Genomic DNA, 23,491 nt, shown 5'->3' on the forward strand with positions numbered 1-23,491 from the left:
GTGCCAAAGCAGTGCGCGGGCACCCGATGGGTGCAGGCGTCGCGCCATCACTGCGCGGCAGCGCATGCCGACCCTGGCATCGGCTCGGCCCAGATGGGATCGCGGATGTCGTAGGTCCGTGGCTGGAGGTAATCAACCGGGTCGTGCAGATAATCGAGCAGCGGAGGATGCGGCAATGCGGCCATCTCGGCACGCCACTCAGCCTCGTAGGCTACCGAACCGCCGCCGACGACCGGCGCCCAGGCGTCGTGATGTGTGGGCAGGAACACCCGAGGATGCGCATGCTCGACATAGAGACGTGGATCTCGCAGGCCCGACAGCGGTTGGTTGAAGCCGACGATGGCGCCGACCTGCACATCGACGCAGTCCGGCAGCCCCGCCAATGCCGCCCGCACCTCCGGGCCGCCCGGCTCGGCGTCGGTGATGGGGCCAGTGGAGTCGTGCCAGAACAGGCTGAAGTCGTCGAAGCGTAAATGGTAAGCCCAGGTACCGCCCTGCCCGTCGCGCAACGTCGTGAGAAACCGCAGCAGCTCCTGCGGATCACCGTTCAGGTACCCCAGAAACGGCAACAGATTGGGCACGTGAATAAACGGCGTGTCGCCGAGCTCGAAGGTGGAGGGCGACAGTGCACTGTGGATGTGTTGCAGCACCCCGACCGGCGGCAGGTCGGCCCACACCTTGACCATCTGCAATGTCCCCGGCGTCGGCGTGTCCTCGGTGCCGGTGATGAGACAGCGGAAGTTGGCCGCATTGCCGTCGCGGGCGGCGTCCGCCTTGGCGGTATCGCAGATGGTGTCGGACCCGACCACCACCGCACCACTGCGCCCGGCGATGAAACCGGCGTCGGCGGCATGGTCGAAATGGCCGTGCCCGATGAAGATCACCTCCGGCGCGATGGCCGCGAGTTCATCACGGCCGATCGGCACGTAGTCCTTCTGGATCCCGATGGGTTCCCAGGCATCGAACAACCACAGGTGCCCGCCGCCTGTGGCGACAAAGCTGGATACGCCGACCCACCACAACTTCACCTTGCCCGGCTCGACGGCATCCGGCCCGAGAAACTGCTGCCGTGCCAGCGCCACTTCCGGCGACACCGGGGGTGCCGGCGGCAGCGGTGTCCAGGCCGCCAGCGGGATGCGTTCGGCAGAGCCCCCCAGGCCGGGGGCGTCAGTCCCGTCCGGCGGCACCAGCCCCTCACTGCCACAGGCTGACACCAGCAGACCGACGACAAACAGCGACACCGCAGCCGCGAGGCGGGCGGACATGAAACGCATCATGGGGTCTCCTCGGACACGCGCCCGGGTCATCGCCCGGACCAGATTCATTTCATGAGAGTGTGCCGTAGGTGTGCGGGGCCTGCATCATTCGGATACGGGCGCGCTATGCCCGCAACCGGGTCATCGCCTGCTGATAGCCCGCCTGCACCGGCGGCATTTCGAGGACCACGCTACCGGGCGCCAACCCGAGCTTGGTGGTGGCCGGCGCCCAGTCGGCATCGACCGCCGCCAGCTGCGGCGGGCTGTAGGTGCCGAGCTGCAACCGGGAAACGATGACGAGGTCGGTGTAATCGGGGGGGCCGCGGGTGTCGCGCATGATGTCCAGCGACGCCACCGGCACTTCCTGCAATTGTGGCGAGAAGCCCCAATGCTTGAGCAGGCGCTGCCCGACCTGCGGGTGCAGACGCTCAAGCAGCGGCAGCAACGAGGGCCGGCCGCCACCCCAGTCCGGATCGGCTTCCACCTGACGGATCAGTGGCAGCATCCCGATCAGGTGCAACAAGCCGGCGAGCATGGCAATTTCCGGTCGCAGTGGCGTGCGATATGAGGCCAGCGCCTCACTCAGTGCTGCCACCTCCACGCTGCGTGCCCAAGTGACCCGCATCAATTCAGCCAGTGCCGGCTGCCGGGTAAAGAACATCTGTTCGATCACCAGACGGCTGACCAGCGCCCGGGTGTACTGCAGACCGAGACGGGTGATGGCCGCCGGCAGGCTCTGCACCTTGACCCGGCTGCCACTGGCCGCACTGTTGGCCGCCTGAATCAATCGGGCCGACAATGCAGGATCGCGCGCCACCGCAGCCGCCACCTGCCCGGCGCTGCCACGATCACTCTGGGTGATCTCGTTGACCTGCAGGGCGAGATCCGGAAGAGACGGCAGCCGCAGCCGCCCGGCTTCGAGCTGCTCATAAATACGACTTTCGAGCTCAACGGTGGCGCAGCCCATGGGGCATCCCTCAGGCAGTGTCGCGGACCGGAATGATCCGCGTGCTGCATGGTCACCGACGCCGGGGGTGCATCGCGCAGCGAAGTCCCCCGGCGGTCGGCTGGAGCCGACGAGTGCGCGCGGCTCAGGCTGCCTTGCGGTCCGCCTCGGGCGCCGACTGCCGGATCAGATGATCAAAGGCGCTCAGCGCCGCCTTCGAGCCCTCGCCCATGGCAATGATGATCTGCTTGTAGGGGGCCGTGGTGACGTCACCCGCCGCAAACACGCCCGGAAGCGACGTCTGGCCGCGCGCATCCACCACCACTTCACCCCGCGAACTGAGCTCGACACTGCCCTTCAGCCAGTCGCTGTTGGGCAGCAACCCGATCTGAACAAAAATGCCCTCCAGCTCGACGCGGTGACTGTCACCGCTCTTGCGGTCGGTGTAGGTCAGGCCATTGACCCGCTGACCGTCACCCAACACCTCAGTGGTCTGCGCCGAGGTAATGATACGGACGTTGGGCAGGCTGCCGAGCTTGCGCTGCAACACCGCATCGGCGCGCAGCTGGTGGTCGAACTCGATCAGGGTGACATGGCTGACAATGCCAGCGAGATCGATCGCCGCTTCGACCCCGGAGTTGCCACCACCGATCACCGCCACCCGTTTACCCTTGAACAAGGGACCATCGCAGTGCGGGCAATACGCAACGCCCTTGTTCCGGTAGGTGTCTTCCCCGGGCACGTTCATCTGCCGCCAGCGCGCGCCGGTGGCGAGCACCACCGAACGCGCCTTGAGCGTGGCACCGCTCTCCAGCCCCAGTTCGAGATACTCAGTGCCTTCGCTGAGGGCATTGGCGCGCTGCAGCTTGATGACATCGACATCGTACTGGCGCACATGTTCTTCCAATGCGGCCACCAGTTTCGGGCCTTCGGTTTCCGTCACCGAGATGAAGTTCTCGATGCCGAGGGTATCGGCGACCTGGCCGCCGAAGCGTTCGGCCACCACGCCGGTACGGATACCCTTGCGCGCCGCGTAAATGGCAGCCGCAGCGCCGGCCGGACCGCCGCCGACGATGAGGACGTCATACGGCGCGCGATCCTTCAACTTTTCGGCTTCCCGGTCGGCCGCACCGGTATCGACCTTGGCGAGGATTTCCTCGACGCCCATGCGGCCGGAGGCAAACGGTTCGCCGTTGAGGAACACGCTGGGCACCGCCATCACCTGGCGGCGCTCCACCTCGTCCTGGAATAGCGCTCCATCGATCGCGACGTGCTCGATGTCGGGATTGAGGACCGCCATCAGATTGAGCGCCTGCACCACATCGGGGCAGTTCTGGCAGGACAGCGAGAAGAACGTCTCGAAGCGCAACGGCCCCTTCAGTGCGCGCACCTGCGCCATCACCTCGTCACTGACCTTCGGCGGATGTCCGCCCACCTGCAGCAAGGCCAGCACCAGTGAGGTGAACTCGTGGCCCAGCGGCAGCCCGCCGAAGCGCAGGTGGATCTCCTGGCCGGGCGTGCCGAGACTGAACGATGGGATCCGCTCATCGGGGTCGGACTGCTCGGTTACGCTGATCCGGTCGGACAACGACACCAGATCCGCGAGCAGACTGCGCATGTCACGACTGCCCTCGCTGTCGTCGAGGTTGGCGACGATCTCGATGGGACGCGTGACGCGCTCCAGATAGCCCTGCAGTTGCGACTTCAGATCAGTGTCCAGCATGACGTTCTCCGGAAAATCGGCCGGCCGATGCCCACGCCCCTGTCATCGACAGGCGCGTCCACAACGACCGGAGGGGATAAAAAGTCGCGGGCCGGGAGGGGTGCCGGCCCGCGACGCTCAACATCAGCGTGGCGCGGAGAGGGGAGGGACGGTTCGCGCCGCGCTGATATCCGAGCCTGCGGGGGCAGGGCTCAGATCTTGCCAACCAGGTCCAGCGAGGGCTTCAGGGTCTTTTCGCCTTCCTTCCACTTGGCCGGGCAGACTTCGTTCGGGTTGTTGGCGACGTACTGGGCAGCCTTGAGCTTGCGCACGGTTTCCTTGATGTCACGCGCGATGGCGTTGTCATGGATCTCGAGCGTCTTGATCACGCCGTCCGGGTTGACGATGAAGGTGCCACGCAGGGCCAGACCTTCTTCTTCAATGTGGACGCCGAAGGCGCGGGTGAGCTGGTGCGTCGGGTCACCCACCAGCGGGAACTGGGCCTTGCCCACTGCCGGGGAGGTCTCGTGCCACACCTTGTGCGAGAAATGCGTGTCGGTGGTCACGATGTAAACCTCGGCGCCCGCTTTCTGGAACTCGGCATAGTTGTCTGCCGCATCCTCGACTTCAGTCGGGCAGTTGAAGGTGAAGGCCGCCGGCATGAAAACGATCACCGACCATTTGCCCTTCAGGCTCTGGTCCGACACTTCGACGAACTTGCCCGCGTGATAGGCCTGGGTCTTGAAGGGCTGAACCTGAGTATTGATCAACGACATGCGTGCTTCCTCTTGATGGGTGAGTGGTTACGACGATGGGCCGCACCTTACGCGCGCGCCCTTCATTAATAAAGTGAATTGTTTGTATCAGCTTCATAGGCTGTAACAATGAAAAGGCCCCGGCATCATGCCGGGGCCCGTGGTTTCGCCTCGTCAGCATCCCGCGACAGCGCTACCCGGCGGCAGCCCGTGCCGGGGGTGCGGTCGCCACCGGCGCGGCGCTGCCACGAACGAACTCGAGGCAGCCGTCCTCGATATCGCCGAACCGCAGCATCGGCGCATCCCGGACGTAGTCCTGGCGCACCTGCCAGGGCATTTCCCGCCCCTGTCGCGGCAGGCGGTCGGCGGAACGGCGGATGTACCCCGATGACAGTGCGCCGAGCACAGTGTCATCGGTGAGGTTGTCGCCATGATCGCGTGGCACCACGCGGGTGTAGCCCTTGCGGTCCATGTGTTTGAGCAGGCGGCACACGTATTCGCTGGCGATGTCGGCTTTCAGCGTCCACGAGATGTTGGTGTAGCCGAAGACGATGGCGGCATTGGGGATGCCTTCGACCAGCACCCCCTTGTAGGTCAGCAGCTGGTTGATCTGCACCGGTTCGCCATCCACCGCCATCTTCACCCCGCCGAGCATCTGCACATCAAGCCCGGTGGCGGTGACGATGATGTCGGCGTCGAGATGTTCGCCCGACTTCAGCTGAATGCCGGTCTTGGTGAAACGCTCGATGTGATCGGTCGCCATCGACGCCCGGCCACTGCGCAGCGCCTTGAACAGATCGCCGTTGGGCACCACGCAGAGACGTTCATCCCAGGGGTTGTAGTGCGGCGTGAAGTGGCGCATGTCGATGGTGCCGCCCAGCTGCTTGCGCACCAGGCCGAGCAGCAGCCGCTTGACCACCTTGGGCCGCGCGCGGGCCATGCGATAGAGCAAGCGGTTGATCGCGATGTTGCGCCCGCGGTTGAGGCGGTAGGCCAGCTTGCTCGGCAGCAGCCGCTGCAGGTTGCGCGCGATCGGATCGACGGCCGGAACCGTGAGGATGTAGGTGGGGGATCGCTGCAGCATGGTGACGTGTTCGGCGGTGTCGGCCATCGACGGCACCAGGGTGATGGCAGTGGCACCACTGCCGATCACCACCACCCGCTTGCCCTTGTAGTCGAGCGTTTCGGGCCAATGCTGGGGATGCACGATCTGGCCCTTGAAGTCCTTTTCGCCGGGAAAATCCGGCCGATAGCCGGCGTCATAGTTGTAGTACCCGGTGCAGCCGATGACGAAGCCCGCGGTGTAGCGCTCGGCCTTGCCGGTCTGTTCGTCGAGCGCCTCCACGGTCCACACCCCAAGGGCGCTGGACCAATCGGCGCTGAGCACCTTGCGACCGAAGCGGATGTGCTTGTCGACGCCATATTCCTGAGCAGTTTCATTGACATAGCGGCGAATCGAGGGCCCGTCGGCGAGCACCCGCGGTTCAGTCCACGGCCGGAAGCTGTAGCCGAAGCTGTACATGTCGGAATCGGAGCGGATGCCGGGGTAGCGGAACAGGTCCCAGGTACCGCCGATCGCCTCGCGCCGCTCCAGTACCGCAAACGACTTCTTCGGGCACTCGCGGACCAGATGGCAGGCCGCGCCGATGCCAGACAAGCCTGCGCCGATAATCAGCACATCGAAGTGATTGTTTTTCATCATGTATTCCTCTCAGGTCCAGGCGCCACGGAATCTGGGGCGACCGCCAACGGCACGATGCCGCAGTGCAGCATCCGGCGCATTCGCTTTCTCGCCATCGATGACTGTCACATCAGTATGCGCCATTTGGCGCCGGGAATCGGTCAAGCATGCACGATGCTTCAGGCGGACGCGCGGTACGGCGCTTCGGGACCGTCGCTGGACACGACGTCCAGCGTCGAGCGATCCAGGACGGACTCGAGCGGGTCCCGAAGTGCCGTGCCGGGGGGCCGTGGGCATGACCGTCGCGAGGGCACCCCCGTCAGGTGGGGCGGTTGGCGACCGGGAAGCGCATGGCGAAACGTGGCACCTCGACGGTGAACAGGTCGCGGGCGGCGCCGACGTCGGGAAACACCGCCGGGTCGATTCGCGCCGCCCGCAAGCGCCCCGGCCGGACCCAGCCCTGCGCCGACGGGGTGTAGATGAAGGTCTGGCCCTCATATTGCTGCCCCAGCGTGCGCCAGGCCCGCGGCACCAATGCTGTGGTGAACGGCAGCGACAGCGGAAAGCGGCTGTAGTCGAGCTCGGCAAACACCGTGCCCCCCTGCGACAACCGCACCCGGTCGAGTCCGCCGTCGCGATAGCGCACGTCGAACTGCGCGAGCTCCTTGGGGATCCCCCAGTTGCGACGGCCGTTGACCACGCTGTCCATGCTCGACACAAAGATGCGGCTGATCGACAGATGCCGGCGCCCGTCGGCAAACGGGAAGCCGCCGGGGATGAACAGCAGCTCGTGATACGGCCCGACGGCGGACTGCTGGTAGTCGACAAACATCAGCAGAGCCTGGCGCCCCCGCCCCCGTTGCCCAGCCAACTGCGGCGGCACGAAGGCATCCTGTGCCGGATGGCCCTCGGGGAATCGCAGCAACGAGATATAGCCGCGGCCGGTCAGTGCCCAGGGCGCAGGTGCATCGGTCACGGTCGGCGGGGCGGGCGGGTTCATCGGGGCGCTCGTGGCAGGGGCTTTCCATTGTGCCCGCTGCATCGGCTCCGGCATACGACCGCAACTGAGGAATGCGGCCAATCTCTTGATGCGGCCGGCCAGCCCCTACCGTGGGCGGGCGCTTGCGATGGCATCCCCGCCTATACTCGGGGCTCGCCCGGCGGCCATGCGCATGCCGCGCGACACACAATCCAACAGCGGCACCGCCGGTCAATCCGATGCGGGGCCACGCCGTGCAAAGAGGACACACTGATGAAACTTGCGGATCACGTCTTTCTGGTCACCGGGGGCGCCTCCGGACTGGGCGAGGCCACGGTACGTCGCTTCGTTGCCGCCGGCGCACGCGCCGTCATCGCCGACTTCAACGAGGCCCGTGGCCAGGCGGTTGCCGACGAACTCGGCGAGGCAGTGCGCTTCATCAAGTGCGATGTCGGCGCCGCTGCCGATGCCGAGGCCGCGGTCAAGGCCGCCATCGATGCCTTCGGGCGGATCGACGGCGTGATCAACTGCGCCGGTATCGGCACGCCGGCCAAGGCCGTCGGCAAGGGCGGCCCGCTGCCGCTGGAACAATTCGAACGGGTGATCCGCGTCAACCTCACCGGCTCGTTCAACATGATCCGGGTGGCCGCTGCCGCCATGCAGGAACAGACCGCCAATGACGAGGGGGAGCGCGGCGTCATCATCAATACCGCCTCGGTGGCAGCCTACGATGGCCAGATCGGCCAGCCCGCCTATGCCGCCTCCAAGGCCGGCGTGGTGGGGATGACGCTGCCGTTGGCGCGCGAGTTTGCCCGCGCCGGAATTCGCGTGGTCACCATCGCCCCTGGCCTGTTCATCACCCCGATGATGGAGTCACTACCGGCCGAGGCGCAGGCCTCACTCGGCAGTCAGGTGCCGTTCCCCTCGCGGCTGGGGCGCCCCGAGGAGTACGCCCAACTGGCCCAGTCGATCGTTGAAAACGCGATGCTCAACGGTGAAACCATTCGCCTCGATGGCGCCATTCGCATGGCCCCGCGCTGAAGCGCCGGCACCCGGAGGCCGTCATGACTGAACCGACGCTGCAGACACCGTTGTCCCGTCTTTACCATTGGGAGAAGACGCGGCCCGATACCCCCCACTTCATCCAGCCCATGGGGGGCGGCACGGTGGTGACGCTGACCTGGGCACAGGCCGCTGATCAGGCACGCCGCATGGCCACCTACCTGCGGTCGCTGGATCTGCCGGCCGGCAGCCGCATCGCCCTGATCGGCAAGAACACCGCACACTGGATCATCAGCGACTGGGCGATCTGGATGGCCGGCCATGTGTCGGTACCGCTGTACCCGACACTGAATGCGGAGACCGTACGCTACATCCTCGAGCACAGCGAGGCGCAACGGGTCATCGTCGGCAAGCTCGATGATTGGGCGATGATGAAACCCGGGGTGCCGGAAGACCTGCCGGTGATCACCCTGCCGCTGGCCCCCGATACCGCGGGCGAACGCTGGGACGACATCATCGCCCGCACCGCGCCAATGACGGACTCGCCTGATCGCGGCCTGGAGGAACTGGCGACCATTGTCTACACCTCCGGCAGCACCGGACGGCCGAAAGGCGTGATGCAGAGTTTCCATGCGTTCGCCGTATGCGGCACGCTGATGCACCAGGTCATCACCACCTCCGAAGACGACCGGATGATCTCCTACCTGCCGCTGGCACACGTTGCCGAGCGGGTGGTGGTGGCCAATGCCAGTACGTATCACGGCTTCCAGGTGTTCTTTGCCGAGTCGCTCGACACCTTCGTGGCCGACCTGCAGCGGGCCCGCCCTACCATCTTCTTCTCGGTGCCACGGCTGTGGACCAAGTTTCAGCTCGGGGTCACCCAGAAGCTGCCGAAACGCAAACAGGACATCCTGTTCCGCATCCCGCTGCTGGGGCGCAAGGTCAAACGCAAGATCCTCGAAGGGCTGGGGCTGGAACATGTGCGGATCGCCATCACCGGTGCCGCGCCCCTGCCGCCGACCAGTGTGGCCTGGTACCGCAGTCTGGGGCTGGACCTGCTGGAAGCCTATGGCATGAGCGAGAACATGGCCTATTCACACTTCACCCTTCCCGGTCGGGAACGGGTCGGCTATGTCGGCCACAGCAATCCGCAGGTGCAGTGCCGGATCGGCGACAACGGCGAAATTCTGGTGAAGAGCCCCGGCCAGATGATGGGCTACTACAAAGCCCCCGAACAGACCGCAGAAAGCGTGACCGAGGACGGCTACTTCCGCACCGGCGACATGGGCGAGATTGATGCCGAGGGCCGGCTGCGTATCACCGGCCGGGTGAAGGAGCTATTCAAGACCAGCAAGGGCAAGTATGTCGCGCCAGTGCCGATCGAAAACCTGCTCGGCGCGCATCCAGCGGTGGAAGCGGTGTGCGTCGGTGGCGCAAACCAGCCCGCCACCTTCGCGTTGGTACTGCCGGCGGAAGAGGTGCGCAAACGCTGCGACGACAGTGCCGCCGCCACCCGCCTGTCGGAGGAACTGACCGCCTTGATCGAGCGCACCAACGCGGCGCTCGACCCGCATGAACACCTGCAATTCGCGGTGGTGGTGCGCGAGCCGTGGACCATCGACAACGGCGCCCTGACGCCGACCATGAAGATTCGTCGCAACGTCATCGAGAGCCGTTACGAATCGCAGGTCGACGACTGGTTCAAGCGCCGTGAAAAGGTGATCTGGGAACGCTGAGATCGCCGCTGCCGCGGCCGCCCATCAGGCGGTCGCGGTAGCGGTCGGCACCGTCCGGTAGGCCGCGAGGTCGGGCATGGCAGTCCGTTGCCGATACTCACGCATCAGACCCACCCAGTTGTTGGTGTTGCGGCCATCCGCGGTCTTGTACCAGCTCTGACAACTACCACTGAAGGTGGTGTCGGCACTGCGCGCCTGCATCTCGCGGGCGAACGCGGTCTGCGCTTCCGGGCGGACCTCTACCGGTGCGCCGCCTTTGCGGGCCGCCAGAATCAGCTGCCCCAGATAACGCTGCTGGCATTCCAGCATGTAGATGATGGAACCGGAGCCAACATTGGTGTTGGGGCCGTACAGCAAGAAGAAGTTGGGGAAGCCTGACACCGCCATGCCCAGATAGGCCTCGGCGCCGCCGGCCCAGTCCTGATGCAGATCACGACCCTGGCGGCCGGTCACCTGCATCGGCGTCAGGAACTGGGTGGCGGCAAAGCCGGTGCCGTAGACCAGTGCATCGACCTCGCGCAGCTGACCGTCGGCGGTTTGTACGCCGGTGTCGGTGATGGCGGTGACACGGTCACTGACCACCTCGACGTTCGGCCGCACCAGCGCCCGCAACCAATCGGTGGTGAGCAGCAACCGCTTGCAGCCGATCGGATAGTCCGGCGTCAGTCGCTGACGCAGGGCCGGGTCGCGCACCTGGACCCGCAGCTGCAACTTCGACAGCCCGGTGATCAGGCGCTCTGCCCAACGATGTCCCTGATAGGCATAGGCCAGCGCCTCGGTGATCCAGTAGATGCGTGCGCGATCGAGGTCGTAGAGCCATGGCAGCCACTTCAGCAGGCGGTGCTCGAGCGGCGAGAACGCCTTGTCGAATTTCGGCGCCACCCATCCGGGGGTGCGCTGGAACACATGCATCTGCGCCGCCTCACGCGCCAGTTCCGGCACGAACTGCACGGCGCTGGCGCCGGTGCCGATCACCGCCACCCGCTTGCCGCGAAAGTCGTAGTCCGGGTCCCAGGTGGCCGAGTGGAACTGCCGGCCCTTGAAGGTCTCGCGCCCGGGGATCGCCGGAATCGCCGGCCGGTGCAACTGGCCGACCGCACTGACCACGGTCACCGCCTCGAGTGTCTCGCCGGAGGCCAGGGTCAGCTGCCAGAGCCCGCGCGCTTCATCGAAACGGGCACGCTGCACCTCGGCACCGAAGCGGATGTGACGCATCAGGTCGAACTTGCGGGCGCAGTGGCGCTGATAGTCGAGAATCTCGCCCTGCTTGGCGTAGCGGTGCGCCCAGGGGTAGCGCGACTCGAACGAGAACGAATACAGGTGCGAGGGCACGTCGCAGGCCGCCCCGGGATAGCGGTTCTCGCGCCAGGTCCCGCCGAGGTCCTGGGCTTTCTCCAGCATCACGAAATCGTCGATGCCGAGCTGTCGCAACTGCCAGGCCATGCCCAGCCCGCCAAAGCCGGTGCCGATGATGGCCACTGCCAGAGGTGCGTTGCCGGTGCTGCCGTCCATATCTCTCTCCTCACGCCGAAGTGTGCATGGTGCGGCACTGCAGCCCGAACCAGGGTGACGGCCCCGGCCCAGTGGTTGATACTTGCGGCCAAATGGCCGACCCCGCCGCCCGCGCCGATCCGCAGGTTTCCCGCAGCATCGTCAGTGTGCAGCTGATGATGCGGCTGGCCACCGATCATGGCCTGGACGTGGTACGCGGGCTCGCCGGCAGCGGCATCTCAGCCGCCACGCTGATGGACCCGCAGGCCGAGATTCAACCGCAGCAGGAGCTGAAGGTGATCGAAAACCTGGTGGCCGGTCTGCCCCGGGTTCCCGACCTCGGCCTGCAGGCCGGCTTGCGCTACCACCTGTCGCTCTACGGCGTCTGGGGCTTTGCGCTGGCCACCAGCCCGACCTTGCGGGAGTTGACCGATGTGGCCACGCGCTACCTTGATCTCAGCTTCGCCTTCATCCGTTTCGACATCGGCCTGCGCGACCAGCGCCCCACCGTCGACCTACAGACCGATGCCCTGCCGCCGGCGGTCCGGCAGTTCGTGCTGGAGCGCGACTTTGCCGCTATGGTCAACGCGCTCACCGAGGTGCTGCCGGGCGCTTCGCTGTTTGAGGCGGTCGACTTCAGCTTTGCCCAACCCGCCTATGCCGACGCCTTCCGCCGGCTGTGCGGAGTCACCCCGCGGTTCGGGCAGCCCGACAACCGGGTGTTCCTGCGGCCGGCCTCCCTTGACCAGCCGTTGCCGCAGGGCAACGCCCTGGTGTCGCGCGCCTGCGAGGATTACTGCCGCCGCCTGCTGGCCCGCAAACGCGAGCACGTCGGCCTTGCCGCCCGCGTCCGCCAGCGGCTGTTGCGGGACCCGCAGCGGATGCCCGGTATCGAGGCGCTGGCGCGGGAATTCAACATGGCGCCACGCAGCCTACGGCGCCGGCTCGACGAGGAGGGCACCCGGTTCCGCGACCTCACCGAGGACGTCCGCCAGTCACTGGCCCGGGACCTGCTGCGCAACGCCGACCTCAAACTGGATGAAATTGCCGAACGTCTCGGCTATGCCGAAGCCGCGAGCTTCATCCACGCTTTTCGCCGATGGACGGGTATGACCCCGAGCGTCTTTCGCTCAACGCCCCGCTCTGGCTGAACCCGCTCCGTTCAGCGGTGTCGAAGTGCCGTCCGTCGGGCGCCACCGAACGGGAACCCGATGGCTCCGTAGGCTCGACCCCTACACCCCCCGGGAGCTGCCCATGGAATACGTCGATCACTGCGAACCCCCCGAGCCCGGCGGCCGTCACGAGGCTGCGACCTCGACCCAGAGCCGCGACAATGCGCTCCGGGACGAACAGGTCGCGCGCGCCTGCCAGGGCCTGGGGGCCGGGCGCCCGCTCGATCAGGTCTGCGACGAACTCGGGCTGACCCCGTCAACCCTGGTTCACCGGCTGACCCAGCAGCTGCAGCAGCTCGAAACCTTGCAGTTGTCCGTGGCGCCATCCACCCGGCACAGCACCGACGCCGACCGCATGGCAATGGCCCATTTCGTCTACTGACAGCGTCCCGACCGATAGCCGCGCCCCAAACCCCCGCGTAGACTGACACTGAGACGGCCGCACAGGCCGCGACCCGGGGGAGTGTCACCACGTGAAACGCCAACTTGTTGCCGCCCTCGGCCTGGGGGCCCTGTTGTTGTCGTCGGGCTGCGACGGCGACCCGCTGTCGACCGGGCCAGCCCCACAGACGTCGGCACCGACGGCTGAAACCGGCCAGCTGGCACTCAACTGCGCCTGGTTGCTGCGCAGCGACCCCGATCTGCTCAATATCGCGTTTCCGGACGAAGCTGCGACCTATTGGGTCGCCGCGGTGCCGGCTCTGCCGGGGACCCGGTTGCGCATCGAGGGCGATTTTCCGCAGGCCCGATACTTCTCCTTCAACACCTATGACGTGGCGCTGCGGCCCACCGATGTGCTGACCGACTACCAACTCGACCCGGTCAACGGCGGCAACCCCTATCGCAGCGAAACATCCGAGGGGCACTATCAGGCCTACGCCCAGCCCGGCGCAGTGCCGGTCACCCGCGACGACAACACCCTGTATGCCGGCAGTCTCGCGCTGCCCGGTGGCGCCGCTCTGCCCAATCCGGCCTGGGCCATCCTCTATCGCGTCTACCTCGCCGAGGGCGATCCGGCCGGCGGCGTACCGCTTCCGACCCTGACGCTGGAAGCCGCGGGCGGCGACACGCCGATCCGCCTTCAGGGCTGCAATCCGTTGCCGCCCGAGGGCGTGCCGAGCCTGCTCAATGACCTGATCCGCCAGGCGGATGTACCGGATCTGGTTAACCTGCTGCCGTTCCCGCTGGCACCGGATCAACCCGAGCTGGTGCGCTTCTACGGCCTGCCGGAAACCCTGAGGCTACTGCTGTCGAATGCAGCGGGCTTCAGCCTGCCCTTGCAGGCGATCACGGCGGCCGACACCGGCGGGGGCTTTCTCAGCAACATCGACAACGCCTACGTGACCACGATGATGAGCCGCCAGCAGGGCGATCTCTACATCCTCCGCGGTCGCGCTCCACGGCAGGCGCGACATCCCGGCGAAGCGCCACTGGGCAGCGCACAACTGCGCTACTGGTCGCTGTGCACCAACGAGTTTCTGAGCCAGCGCTACGTCGGTTGTCTGCATGACGACGAGGTGCCGCTGGATCGGGATGGCTTCTTCACCCTGGTGGTGTCGGACCCGAAAGACCGGCCCGACAATGTCACCGACGCCAACGGCATGGCCTGGCTGCCCTGGGGCGCGGTCTACCCCGATTCGGTGCTGATCTACCGGCACATGCTGCCATCGCCGCATTTCGCTGAGGCGGTCCACAACGTGCCCTACGGCACCCCGGCCAGCGACATCATGGGCGATTACCTGCCGGCGATCCGCTACTGCGACCGCGCTACCATCGAGGCGGCCGGAGCCGCGCCTGCGGCGGTCTTCGCTGCCTGTCGCGACGGTTGACGATTTTTGACTGCAACCGGTTGTTTCAGAAACGATTTGGGAATGGGGTAAGCGGGGTGCGACAATGTGCGCCCTAGATTTTCACCCCGCAGGACGCGCAGGACGCGCATCGCCAGCACGCCGCCAGCGCCCCCGCAGAACGGTGGTTTCCGGTCATGGCGCCTGCCTCAACGAGTTGAACTCCCAGGCCCTATGAACACCGAATTCCGCACCTCGCTTCCCGGTACCGACCTCGACTACTTCGACACCCGTGCCGCCGTCGATCGCCTGCAGCCCGGCGCTTACGACAAGCTCCCCTACACCTCGAAGGTGCTGGCGGAAAACCTGGTGCGGCGCTGCGATCCGGCAATTCTCGACAAGGCGCTGCTGCAGTTGATCGAGCGCAAGCGTGATCTCGACTTCCCCTGGTTTCCGGCGCGCGTGGTGTGCCACGACATTCTCGGCCAGACCGCACTGGTCGACCTCGCCGGCCTGCGCGATGCCATCGCCGACCAGGGCGGTGACCCGGCCAAGGTGAACCCGGTGGTGCCGGTGCAGCTGATCGTCGATCACTCGCTGGCGGTCGAGCACGCGGGTTTCGAAAAGGACGCCTTTGCCAAGAACCGTGCGGTGGAAGATCGCCGCAACGATGACCGCTTCCACTTCATCGACTGGACCAAGAAGGCGTTCAAGAATGTCGACGTGATCCCGCCCGGCAACGGCATCATGCATCAGATCAACCTGGAGCGGATGAGCCCGGTGATCTACGTCAAGGACGGCGTCGCCTTCCCCGACACCTGCGTCGGGACCGACAGTCACACCCCGCATGTCGATGCCCTCGGTGTCATCGCCATCGGCGTCGGCGGCCTCGAAGCCGAGAACGTGATGCTCGGGCGGGCCTCGTGGATGCGACTGCCGGATATCGTCGGTGTCGAGCTCACCGGCAAGCCGCAGCCCGGCATCACCGCCACCGACGTGGTGCTGGCGCTGACCGAGTTCCTGCGCAAGGAACGGGTGGTCGGCGCGTATCTGGAATTCCGCGGTGAGGGTGCTGCCGCGCTGACCCTGGGCGACCGCGCCACCATTTCCAACATGGCACCGGAATATGGCGCCACCGCGGCGATGTTCTTCATCGACGACAACACGCTGGACTACCTGCGCCTCACCGGCCGTGAGGACACCCAGGTGAAGTTGGTGGAGCTGTATGCCCGCCACACCGGGTTGTGGGCCGACAGCCTCAAGGATGCCGAGTACGAGCGGACCCTGCACTTCGATCTTTCCAGCGTGGTGCGCAACATGGCGGGGCCTTCCAACCCCCACAAGCGACTGGCGACTTCGGCGCTGGCCGAGCGCGGCATCGCCAGTGCCTGGGCCCGACCGGAAGACGGCAGCATGCCGGATGGCGCGGTGATCATCGCCGCCATCACCAGCTGCACCAACACCTCCAACCCGCGCAATGTGATCGCCGCCGGCCTGCTGGCCCGCAACGCCAATGCGCGCGGCCTGGTGCGCCAGCCGTGGGTGAAGTCATCGCTGGCACCGGGCTCCAAGGCCGTTCAGCTTTACCTGGAGGAAGCGGGTCTGCTGTCGGAGCTGGAGCAACTCGGCTTCGGTGTGGTGGCGTTCGCCTGCACCACCTGCAACGGCATGAGTGGCGCGCTGGACCCGAAGATTCAGCAGGAGATCATCGACCGCGATCTCTACTCGGTGGCGGTGCTCTCCGGCAACCGCAATTTTGACGGTCGCATCCATCCCTATGCCAAGCAGGCCTTCCTCGCCAGCCCGCCGCTGGTGGTGGCCTACGCCATTGCCGGCACCATCCGCTTCGATATCGAAAAGGATGCGCTGGGCACCGATGCCGACGGCAAGCCGGTGTTGCTCAAGGACATCTGGCCGAGCGACGAGGAGATTGATGCCGTCGTCAAATCCAGCGTCAAGCCGGAGCATTTCCGCAGCGTCTACGAGCCGATGTTCAACTTCAAGATTCTCGACGACGAGGGCATCAGCCCGCTGTACGACTGGCGTCCGCAGAGCACCTACATCCGCCGTCCGCCGTACTGGGAAGGCGCGCTGGCCGGCGAGCGCTCGCTCACCGGCATGCGGCCGCTGGCGCTGCTGCCCGACAACATCACCACCGACCACCTGTCGCCGTCCAATGCCATCTTGCTGGACTCCGCTGCCGGCGAGTACCTGCACAAGATGGGCCTGCCGGAAGAGGACTTCAACAGTTACGCCACCCATCGCGGTGACCACCTGACGGCGCAGCGCGCCACCTTTGCCAACCCCAAGCTGATCAACGAAATGGCGGTGATCGACGGCAAGGTGAAGCAGGGTTCGCTGGCACGCATCGAGCCGGAAGGCCAGGTGGTGCGCATGTGGGAAGCCATCGAAACCTACATGCAGCGCAAGCAGCCGCTGATCATCGTCGCCGGTGCCGATTACGGCCAGGGTTCGTCGCGCGACTGGGCGGCCAAGGGCGTGCGGCTGGCCGGGGTGGAAGCCATCGCTGCCGAAGGGTTCGAACGCATCCACCGCACCAACCTCATCGGCATGGGCGTGCTGCCGCTGGAGTTCAAGCCTGGCACCACCCGCCTGACCCTGGGTCTTGACGGCACCGAAACCTACGATGTCACCGGCGCGCTGAAACCCCGCGCCGATCTCGACCTGGTGATTCACCGCAAGAATGGTGAAACCGTGCGTGTGCCGGTGACCTGCCGTCTCGATTCCGACGAGGAAGTGTCGGTCTATGAAGCCGGCGGTGTGCTGCAGCGCTTCGCCCAGGACTTCCTGGAATCGGAAAAGGCGGCCTGAGATGACGCATCTCCCGCAGATCCGCATTCCCGCCACCTACATGCGCGGTGGAACCTCGAAGGGCGTGTTCTTCAAGCTCACCGACCTGCCGGAGGCCTGCCAGGTGCCGGGTCCGGCACGCGATGCGCTGCTGCTGCGGGTGATCGGCTCGCCCGACCCTTACGGCGCGCAGATCGACGGCATGGGCGGCGCCACCTCGTCGACCTCGAAGACAGTGATCCTCGCCAAGAGCACGCGCCCCGACCACGACGTCGACTACATGTTCGGCCAGGTTTCCATCGACAAGCCCTTTGTCGACTGGTCCGGCAACTGCGGCAACCTCACCGCAGCGGTGGGTTCGTTCGCCATCCGCAACGGCCTGGTGGACTCAGCGCGCGTGCCTGACAACGGCGTCTGCGTGGTACGCATCTGGCAGACGCAGATCCAGAAAACCATCATCGCCCACGTGCCGATCACCGACGGTGCAGTGCAGGAAACCGGTGACTTCGAACTGGATGGCGTCACCTTCCCCGCCGCCGAGGTGCAGATCGAGTTTCTCGACCCGGCCGACGACGGCGACGAAGGGGGCTCCATGTTCCCCACCGGCAATCTGGTCGATGACCTGGAGGTGCCGGGCATCGGCACGCTGAAAGCGACCATGATCAACGCCGGCATTCCCACCGTGTTCGTCAATGCGGCCGAGGTGGGCTACACCGGCACCGAGTTGCGCGACGCCATCAACGGCGACCCTGCGGCGCTGGCGAAATTCGAAACCATCCGTGCCCACGGTGCCCTGCGCATGGGGCTGATCAGCGACCTCAGCGAGGCGGCCAAGCGCCAGCACACGCCCAAGGTCGCCTTCGTCGCACCGCCAGCGGACTATCGGTCCTCCAGCGGCAAGGACGTGAAGGCCGACGAGATCGACCTCAACGTGCGGGCGCTGTCGATGGGCAAACTGCACCACGCCATGATGGGCACGGCCGCCGTCGCCATCGGCACGGCAGCCGCCATTCCCGGCACCCTGGTGAACCTCGCCGCAGGCGGCGGTGACCGCGACGCCGTGCGCTTCGGTCACCCCTCCGGCACCTTGCGCGTCGGCGCCAAGGCGGTGCAGGAAAACGGCCAGTGGGTAGTGAAGAAGGCCATCATGTCGCGCTCCGCCCGCGTGCTGATGGAGGGGCAGGTCTATGTGCCGGGTGCGGTGCTGAGCAGCTGACCCCGTCGTATGGATGATCGCATCGGTGGACCGGGGCTTTTCAGCCCCGGTTTTCGTTTGGGTATCCCTCGCCCATCGCTCCTGCAGGGTCGGTGTACTCCGTTTGGCCGAAGGTGACGCCGACCGACTTATCCACAATCGCTGCATTCCAACCAACAACACGGCCGGCAGCGGCGGAGGGGAGCGAGATGCAGGACTCGGGATGGCGGTATCGCGGCGGCTTGGCCCTGATCACCGCAGCGATGCTGATCACCGCGGTGCAGGCCGCCACGCCGCCCGCCGAGCATGCGCGCTTCGCTGACGACAACGATGGCCGCGACTGGGCCGCCTGGGGCCGCAGCTTCAGCGAGCAGCGCTACAGCCCGCTGGACCAGATCAACCGCGACAGCGTGGACCGGCTGGGGTTGGCCTGGTCGCTGGACTTCGATGACGTCTGGAACGTCTCCAGCCAGCCGCTGGCGGTGGACGGGGTGATCTACACCGCCGTCGGCTACAGCCGCATCTACGCCATCGATGCCCGCAGCGGCACCGTGTTGTGGCAGTACGACCCGAAGGTGGAGTCGCGCAAGATGCGCATGGCCTGGGGCAGCCGCGGGCTCGCCTACTGGGAGGGCAAGATCTACGCCGGCGTGCAGGACGGCCGGCTGTTCGCGCTGGACGCGAAGTCGGGAGAACGGCTGTGGGAAACGCAGACCACCGAGCCCGGTGACAACCGCTACATCACCGGTGCGCCGCGGGTATTCAACGGCAAGGTCATCATCGGCCACGGCGGCGCCGACTTCGGCCACGTGCGCGGCTATGTCACCACCTACGATGCCAACACTGGCGAGCAGCTCTGGCGCTGGTGGGTGGTGCCCGGCAATCCCGCCGACGGCTTCGAGAATGCGGCCATGGAGATGGCCGCCAAGACCTGGACCGGCAACTGGTGGGAATTCGGCGGCGGCGGCACGGTGTGGAACGCCATGACCTACGACCCGGAGTACAACCGCATCTACCTGGGTACCGGCAACGGCTCGCCGTGGAACCACAAGCTGCGCTCGCCCGAGGGCGGCGACAACCTGTTCCTGTGTTCGGTGGTGGCGCTGGATGCCGACACCGGCGAATACCTCTGGCACTACCAGACCACCCCCGGCGAGACCTGGGACTTCAACTCCACCATGGACATGGTGCTGGCCGACGTGCGCCTTGATGGCGAGGACCGCAAGGTGCTGATGCACGCGCCGAAGAACGGCTTCTTCTACGTGCTCGACCGCGAGGACGGCGCGCTGATCTCCGCCGAAAAGATCGACAAGGTCACCTGGGCCGAGCGCGTCGATCTCGACACCGGCCGCCCGGTGGAGGTGCCCGGGGCCCGCTACGAAAGTGGCGAGGCGCTGATCTGGCCGGGCTCCGGCGGCACCCACAACTGGCACCCGATGGCCTACAGCCCCGACACCGGATTGGTGTACATCCCCGCCCGCCACATGCCGGGCTACTACAACGATGAGGGGCGCACCCCGCAGAACTGGCAGATGAAGCCCGGCGACGTGCTGGGTCTGGCCGGCTTCTACGATGACATTCCCAAGAACGCCGGCAGCACCTCGCTGCTCGCCTGGAACCCGCTGATGCAGACCGAGGCCTGGCGCAACCCGACCCCCGGCGCCACCGCCGGTGGGGTCATCGTCACCCGCGGCGGCCTTGTGTTCCAGGGCCGTGCCGATGGCGATTTCGTGGCGACGGATGCCGCGACCGGTGAAGAAGTGTGGCGTGCGTTCATGGGTGTCGGCACCCAGGCGCCGCCGATGACCTTCGAGGTCGACGGCGTCCAGTACGTTTCCATCCTCGCCGGCTGGGGCGGCGCAACCGCGCTGCTCGGGTCGCTGTCGGCACAGCACGGCTGGGTCGGCCGGCAGTATCCGCGCCGCCTGCTCACCTTTGCCCTCGATGGCAACGCCACGCTGCCACCCTCGCCGCCCCCGATCGACAAGGTGGAGCCGATCGACGATGCCGACTTCATCATTGACCCGGTCAAGGCCGAACAGGGCAAACATCTCTACAGCACCTGCGTGATCTGCCACGGCACCGCCGCCGTGGCCGGCGGCTACGCGCCCGACCTGCGGGCCTCGCCGGTGGCGCTGTCGCCGGAGGCCTTCAAGGCGATCGTTCAGGGCGGGGCACTGGAAAGTCGCGGCATGCCGCGTTTCGATGAATACACCGATGCCGAGCTGGAAGCCCTGCGCCACTACATCCGCGAGCGCGCCCGCCACCAGCCGTCCGTGTGGGATCAGATCAAGCAGGCCTGGGACTTCATCGTGCTGCTGATCAAGATGCAGTGGGCCAAGTATTCATGAACGAAAAAGGCCCGGCATGAAGCCGGGCCCTTGAACAACCACGACCGCGCGATCAGTCGCCGAACAGGCGCCCGAAGAAGCCCTTTTCCTCGGTCTTCACTTCGGCATCAGCCTTCACCGCGGCGCCGGCCGCCGCATTGTCCTGCGCCTTGGCGTTGGCATTGGCGCTGGCATTGACGTTGACGTCGGCCTGCGCGTTACCGGTGACGGCCTGTGCCGTGCCCTTGACGCCACCGGCGACCCCGCCAACCACGCTGCCCACGGCACCCGCGCCCTTCTTCACGCCAGTCTCGGTCATGTCGGCGGCCTTGCTGGCACCGGCCTTGGTGGCATCCACAGCTTTCTTGCCCGCTTCAACGGTGGCATCGGCGGCCTTCTTGCTGGTGTCGACCACCGCATCCTTGGCTTTGCCGGCCCCTTCCGCGGTCGCCTTGGCGCCGGCCTTCACGCCGTCGACCGCCTTGGCGCCCAGGGCCTCGCCCTTGGCAGCGCCGGTCGCTGCGCCAGCCTTGACGCCTTGCATCACCTGCGCACCCGCGGAGGTGTCCGCCTCGACTTCAACGTTGGCTTTGGCGCCAACCTGGGCATGGGCCTGCGCTGCGAACAGGGTGGCGGCGGCAATCAGTGCTTTTGAGTACGTCTGCATGGACTTTCCCGAAGGGTTGAATGTGAGCGCCCAGACTAGGCACCGGTGATGAACCGGGTCTGAACCGCTACCGCGCAAAGGCACCACACGCTGCCGCAGGGGTATTTTCCGTGCCGTCACTTCTTGGCGGTGAGCTTGACCATCATCTTCGAATAACCCCGCACGAAGTTGGACTGCACACGCTCAGGTTCCTCCAGAACCTTGATGTCGTCGAAGCGTGCAAGCAGTTCTTCCCACAGGATCTGCAACTGCATTTCGGCCAGACGGTTGCCCATGCAACGGTGAATGCCGAACCCGAATGACAAATGGTTGCGCGCGCCCTTGCGGTCGATGATGAGCTGATCCGGATTCTCGATCTTGCGTTCATCACGATTGCCGGAGGCGTACCACATGACCACCTTGTCGCCCTTGCGGATGGTCTGGCCGCCGAGCTCAACGTCCTGCTTGGCAACCCGCCGCATGTACGCCAGCGGTGTCTGCCAGCGGATGATTTCCGACACCATGTTCGGAATCAGGCTCGGGTCCGCCTTGAGCTTGGCAAACTCGTCCGGAAACTGGTTCAGCGCCAGCACGCCGCCACTCATCGAGTTGCGCGTGGTGTCGTTGCCGCCAACGATCAGCAGCACCAGATTGCCGATGAACTCCATCGGCCGGTTGATCAGGTCCCGGGTGTCCTCGTTGCTCTGCAACAGGCTGATGAGATCAAAGCCGCGCGCTTCACCCGCCTCATGCCGTGCCTGCTTGTCGCGCCACAGCTGCGAGAAATGCCAGGCCATGTCGGCGGCGGCAACAAACGGCTCATCAAGATCGTCATAGGCACCGCCGGTGGTTTCTGGCGAGCCGGCGACCAGATCCGACCAGTACACCAGCTTGTCTCGCTTGTCGTAGGGGAAGTCCAGCAGCGTGGCGAGCATGCGGCCGGTCAGCTCGATCGAAACCGTCGGCACCCAGTCGAACGGCGTGTCCAACGGCAGTCCGTCCAGCACCTCCTGGGTACGTTTGCGGATCAGGCCTTCCATTTCCTTCAGATTCTGCGGCGCCACCACACCCTGTACCGCCTTGCGTTGCACATCGTGTTTGGGCGGATCCATGGCGATGAACATTTCCAGCGGCAGCCCTTCGGGCGCATTGCCGATGATGATCAGCGGTTCGGCGGAAAACAGTTCGTGGTGCTTGTCGACATAGACGATGTCGTCGTAACGCGTCACCGACCAGTAGGGGCCAAACTGGCTGTTCTTCTGGTAGTGCACCGGCGCTTCATCGCGCAGTCGCTTGAAGTACGCACCCCACTGACCCTGCCGGAACAGGAACGGGTTGCTGACGTCGATATCCTCCAGTGCCAACGTGCCGACATCGGGAATGGGCGCTTCGGCGAACTTGGGAACCCGCCGCGCCCCGACCAGTTTCTTCTTCGCTTTCACCAGCACCTGCATCGCACGGATCTGCCAGTGCATCGGCACGATGCGGGCCGCAGTGTTGACCGCGCGGGTCTGCAGGGCATTGAGCACTTCAACTTGGGTCGACATGGGGCTCTCCTCGTTTACATCTGGAATTCGGGCAGGCGGACCACCATGCCGTCCATCGCCTCGGTGATCGTGACCTGGCAGGCCAGACGGGAGGTCTCGGCATACTCGGGCGTCATTTGCAGCATCTGTTGCTCATCGTCATTCGGCACGCCGGTCTTGTCGAACCACTGGCGGTCGACGATGACATGACAGGTGCCACAGGCGCAGGACCCGCCACAATCAGCGTCAATCCCCGGGATCGCGTTGTCCACCGCGGCCTGCATCAGCGATGAGCCCGCCTCGAACGTCGCAACATGTTCGGTGTTGTCGTGCGCGACAAAGGTGATTTTCCCCATCGTTGGTCTCCAGGCTTCTATTGGTTTTTGATGCCTGCACAGTACGGCGAGCCCGTCGTAGGCCGCGAGGTCATTTTTTGACATTATGGGGTCATTTCATGACACTTGAGTCCATCGTAG

General features: G+C 65.7%; 18 protein-coding genes. 8 read left to right on the forward strand and 10 right to left on the reverse strand.

Annotation, left to right across the window (positions count from 1 at the left end; translation table 11 throughout):
* Positions 1 to 47 precede the first annotated feature (47 nt).
* The 6 genes from JN531_RS04975 to JN531_RS05000 all read right to left on the reverse strand — a co-directional run bounded on the left by JN531_RS04975 (position 48) and on the right by JN531_RS05000 (position 7,340).
* Complete coding sequence (locus tag JN531_RS04975) at positions 48 to 1,277, reverse strand: MBL fold metallo-hydrolase (RefSeq protein ID WP_228347756.1); 1,230 nt, start codon at positions 1,275 to 1,277, stop codon at positions 48 to 50.
* A 103-nt stretch (positions 1,278 to 1,380) separates the two neighbouring features.
* Positions 1,381 to 2,223, reverse strand: a complete 843-nt coding sequence (locus tag JN531_RS04980; RefSeq protein WP_228347757.1) for an HDOD domain-containing protein — start codon at positions 2,221 to 2,223, stop codon at positions 1,381 to 1,383.
* A gap of 124 nt (positions 2,224 to 2,347) precedes the next feature.
* Positions 2,348 to 3,925, reverse strand: a complete 1,578-nt coding sequence (gene ahpF / locus JN531_RS04985; protein ID WP_228347758.1) for an alkyl hydroperoxide reductase subunit F — start codon at positions 3,923 to 3,925, stop codon at positions 2,348 to 2,350.
* A 191-nt stretch (positions 3,926 to 4,116) separates the two neighbouring features.
* Positions 4,117 to 4,680: an alkyl hydroperoxide reductase subunit C gene (gene ahpC / locus JN531_RS04990; RefSeq protein WP_228347759.1), complete on the reverse strand. Its 564-nt coding sequence runs from the start codon at positions 4,678 to 4,680 to the stop codon at positions 4,117 to 4,119.
* Positions 4,681 to 4,852: 172 nt separating this feature from the next.
* Positions 4,853 to 6,358 carry a flavin-containing monooxygenase gene (locus tag JN531_RS04995; RefSeq protein ID WP_228347760.1) on the reverse strand — a complete coding sequence of 502 codons (1,506 nt, stop codon included), beginning with the start codon at positions 6,356 to 6,358 and terminating at the stop codon, positions 4,853 to 4,855.
* A gap of 301 nt (positions 6,359 to 6,659) precedes the next feature.
* Positions 6,660 to 7,340, reverse strand: a complete 681-nt coding sequence (locus JN531_RS05000; RefSeq protein ID WP_228347761.1) for an acetoacetate decarboxylase family protein — start codon at positions 7,338 to 7,340, stop codon at positions 6,660 to 6,662.
* 252 nt (positions 7,341 to 7,592) lie between these two features.
* Between JN531_RS05000 and JN531_RS05005 the strand changes: the two genes are divergently transcribed.
* Positions 7,593 to 8,360, forward strand: coding sequence for an SDR family NAD(P)-dependent oxidoreductase (locus JN531_RS05005; RefSeq protein ID WP_228347762.1), 768 nt, complete (start codon positions 7,593 to 7,595; stop codon positions 8,358 to 8,360).
* A gap of 23 nt (positions 8,361 to 8,383) precedes the next feature.
* On the forward strand, positions 8,384 to 10,057 hold the full coding sequence (locus JN531_RS05010) for an AMP-binding protein (RefSeq protein ID WP_228347763.1): 1,674 nt from the start codon (positions 8,384 to 8,386) through the stop codon (positions 10,055 to 10,057).
* A gap of 24 nt (positions 10,058 to 10,081) precedes the next feature.
* On the opposite strand, the gene JN531_RS05015 is transcribed toward JN531_RS05010, so the two are convergent.
* Positions 10,082 to 11,569: a flavin-containing monooxygenase gene (locus JN531_RS05015; RefSeq protein ID WP_228347764.1), complete on the reverse strand. Its 1,488-nt coding sequence runs from the start codon at positions 11,567 to 11,569 to the stop codon at positions 10,082 to 10,084.
* 92 nt (positions 11,570 to 11,661) lie between these two features.
* On the opposite strand from JN531_RS05015, the gene JN531_RS05020 reads away from it, so the two are divergent.
* From JN531_RS05020 to JN531_RS05045, 6 genes are all read left to right on the forward strand, one after another.
* The gene (locus JN531_RS05020) at positions 11,662 to 12,699 is read left to right on the forward strand and encodes an AraC family transcriptional regulator (protein WP_228347765.1); all 1,038 of its coding nucleotides are present in this window, start codon (positions 11,662 to 11,664) and stop codon (positions 12,697 to 12,699) included.
* Positions 12,700 to 12,802: 103 nt separating this feature from the next.
* Positions 12,803 to 13,102, forward strand: coding sequence for a hypothetical protein (locus JN531_RS05025; protein WP_228347766.1), 300 nt, complete (start codon positions 12,803 to 12,805; stop codon positions 13,100 to 13,102).
* A 91-nt stretch (positions 13,103 to 13,193) separates the two neighbouring features.
* Positions 13,194 to 14,549, forward strand: coding sequence for a hypothetical protein (locus JN531_RS05030; protein ID WP_228347767.1), 1,356 nt, complete (start codon positions 13,194 to 13,196; stop codon positions 14,547 to 14,549).
* Between the two features lie 192 nt (positions 14,550 to 14,741).
* Positions 14,742 to 17,339: a Fe/S-dependent 2-methylisocitrate dehydratase AcnD gene (gene acnD / locus JN531_RS05035; RefSeq protein WP_228347768.1), complete on the forward strand. Its 2,598-nt coding sequence runs from the start codon at positions 14,742 to 14,744 to the stop codon at positions 17,337 to 17,339.
* Between the two features lies 1 nt (position 17,340).
* The gene (gene prpF / locus JN531_RS05040; protein WP_228347769.1) at positions 17,341 to 18,534 is read left to right on the forward strand and encodes a 2-methylaconitate cis-trans isomerase PrpF; all 1,194 of its coding nucleotides are present in this window, start codon (positions 17,341 to 17,343) and stop codon (positions 18,532 to 18,534) included.
* A 188-nt stretch (positions 18,535 to 18,722) separates the two neighbouring features.
* Entirely contained in the window at positions 18,723 to 20,864 is a 2,142-nt protein-coding gene (locus JN531_RS05045; RefSeq protein WP_228347770.1) for a PQQ-dependent dehydrogenase, methanol/ethanol family, read from the forward strand.
* A 52-nt stretch (positions 20,865 to 20,916) separates the two neighbouring features.
* Here JN531_RS05045 and JN531_RS05050 read toward each other — a convergent pair whose 3' ends face one another.
* The 3 genes from JN531_RS05050 to JN531_RS05060 all read right to left on the reverse strand — a co-directional run bounded on the left by JN531_RS05050 (position 20,917) and on the right by JN531_RS05060 (position 23,371).
* Positions 20,917 to 21,510: a hypothetical protein gene (locus tag JN531_RS05050; protein WP_228347771.1), complete on the reverse strand. Its 594-nt coding sequence runs from the start codon at positions 21,508 to 21,510 to the stop codon at positions 20,917 to 20,919.
* Positions 21,511 to 21,626: 116 nt separating this feature from the next.
* A complete protein-coding gene (locus JN531_RS05055; RefSeq protein WP_436233305.1) occupies positions 21,627 to 22,964 on the reverse strand; it encodes a cytochrome P450 in 1,338 nt (445 codons plus the stop codon).
* Positions 22,965 to 23,050: 86 nt separating this feature from the next.
* Entirely contained in the window at positions 23,051 to 23,371 is a 321-nt protein-coding gene (locus tag JN531_RS05060) for a 2Fe-2S iron-sulfur cluster-binding protein (RefSeq protein ID WP_228347773.1), read from the reverse strand.
* Positions 23,372 to 23,491: the final 120 nt, after the last annotated feature.

Source organism: Flagellatimonas centrodinii (assembly GCF_016918765.2).
GTDB classification, from domain to species: domain Bacteria; phylum Pseudomonadota; class Gammaproteobacteria; order Nevskiales; family Nevskiaceae; genus Polycyclovorans; species Polycyclovorans centrodinii.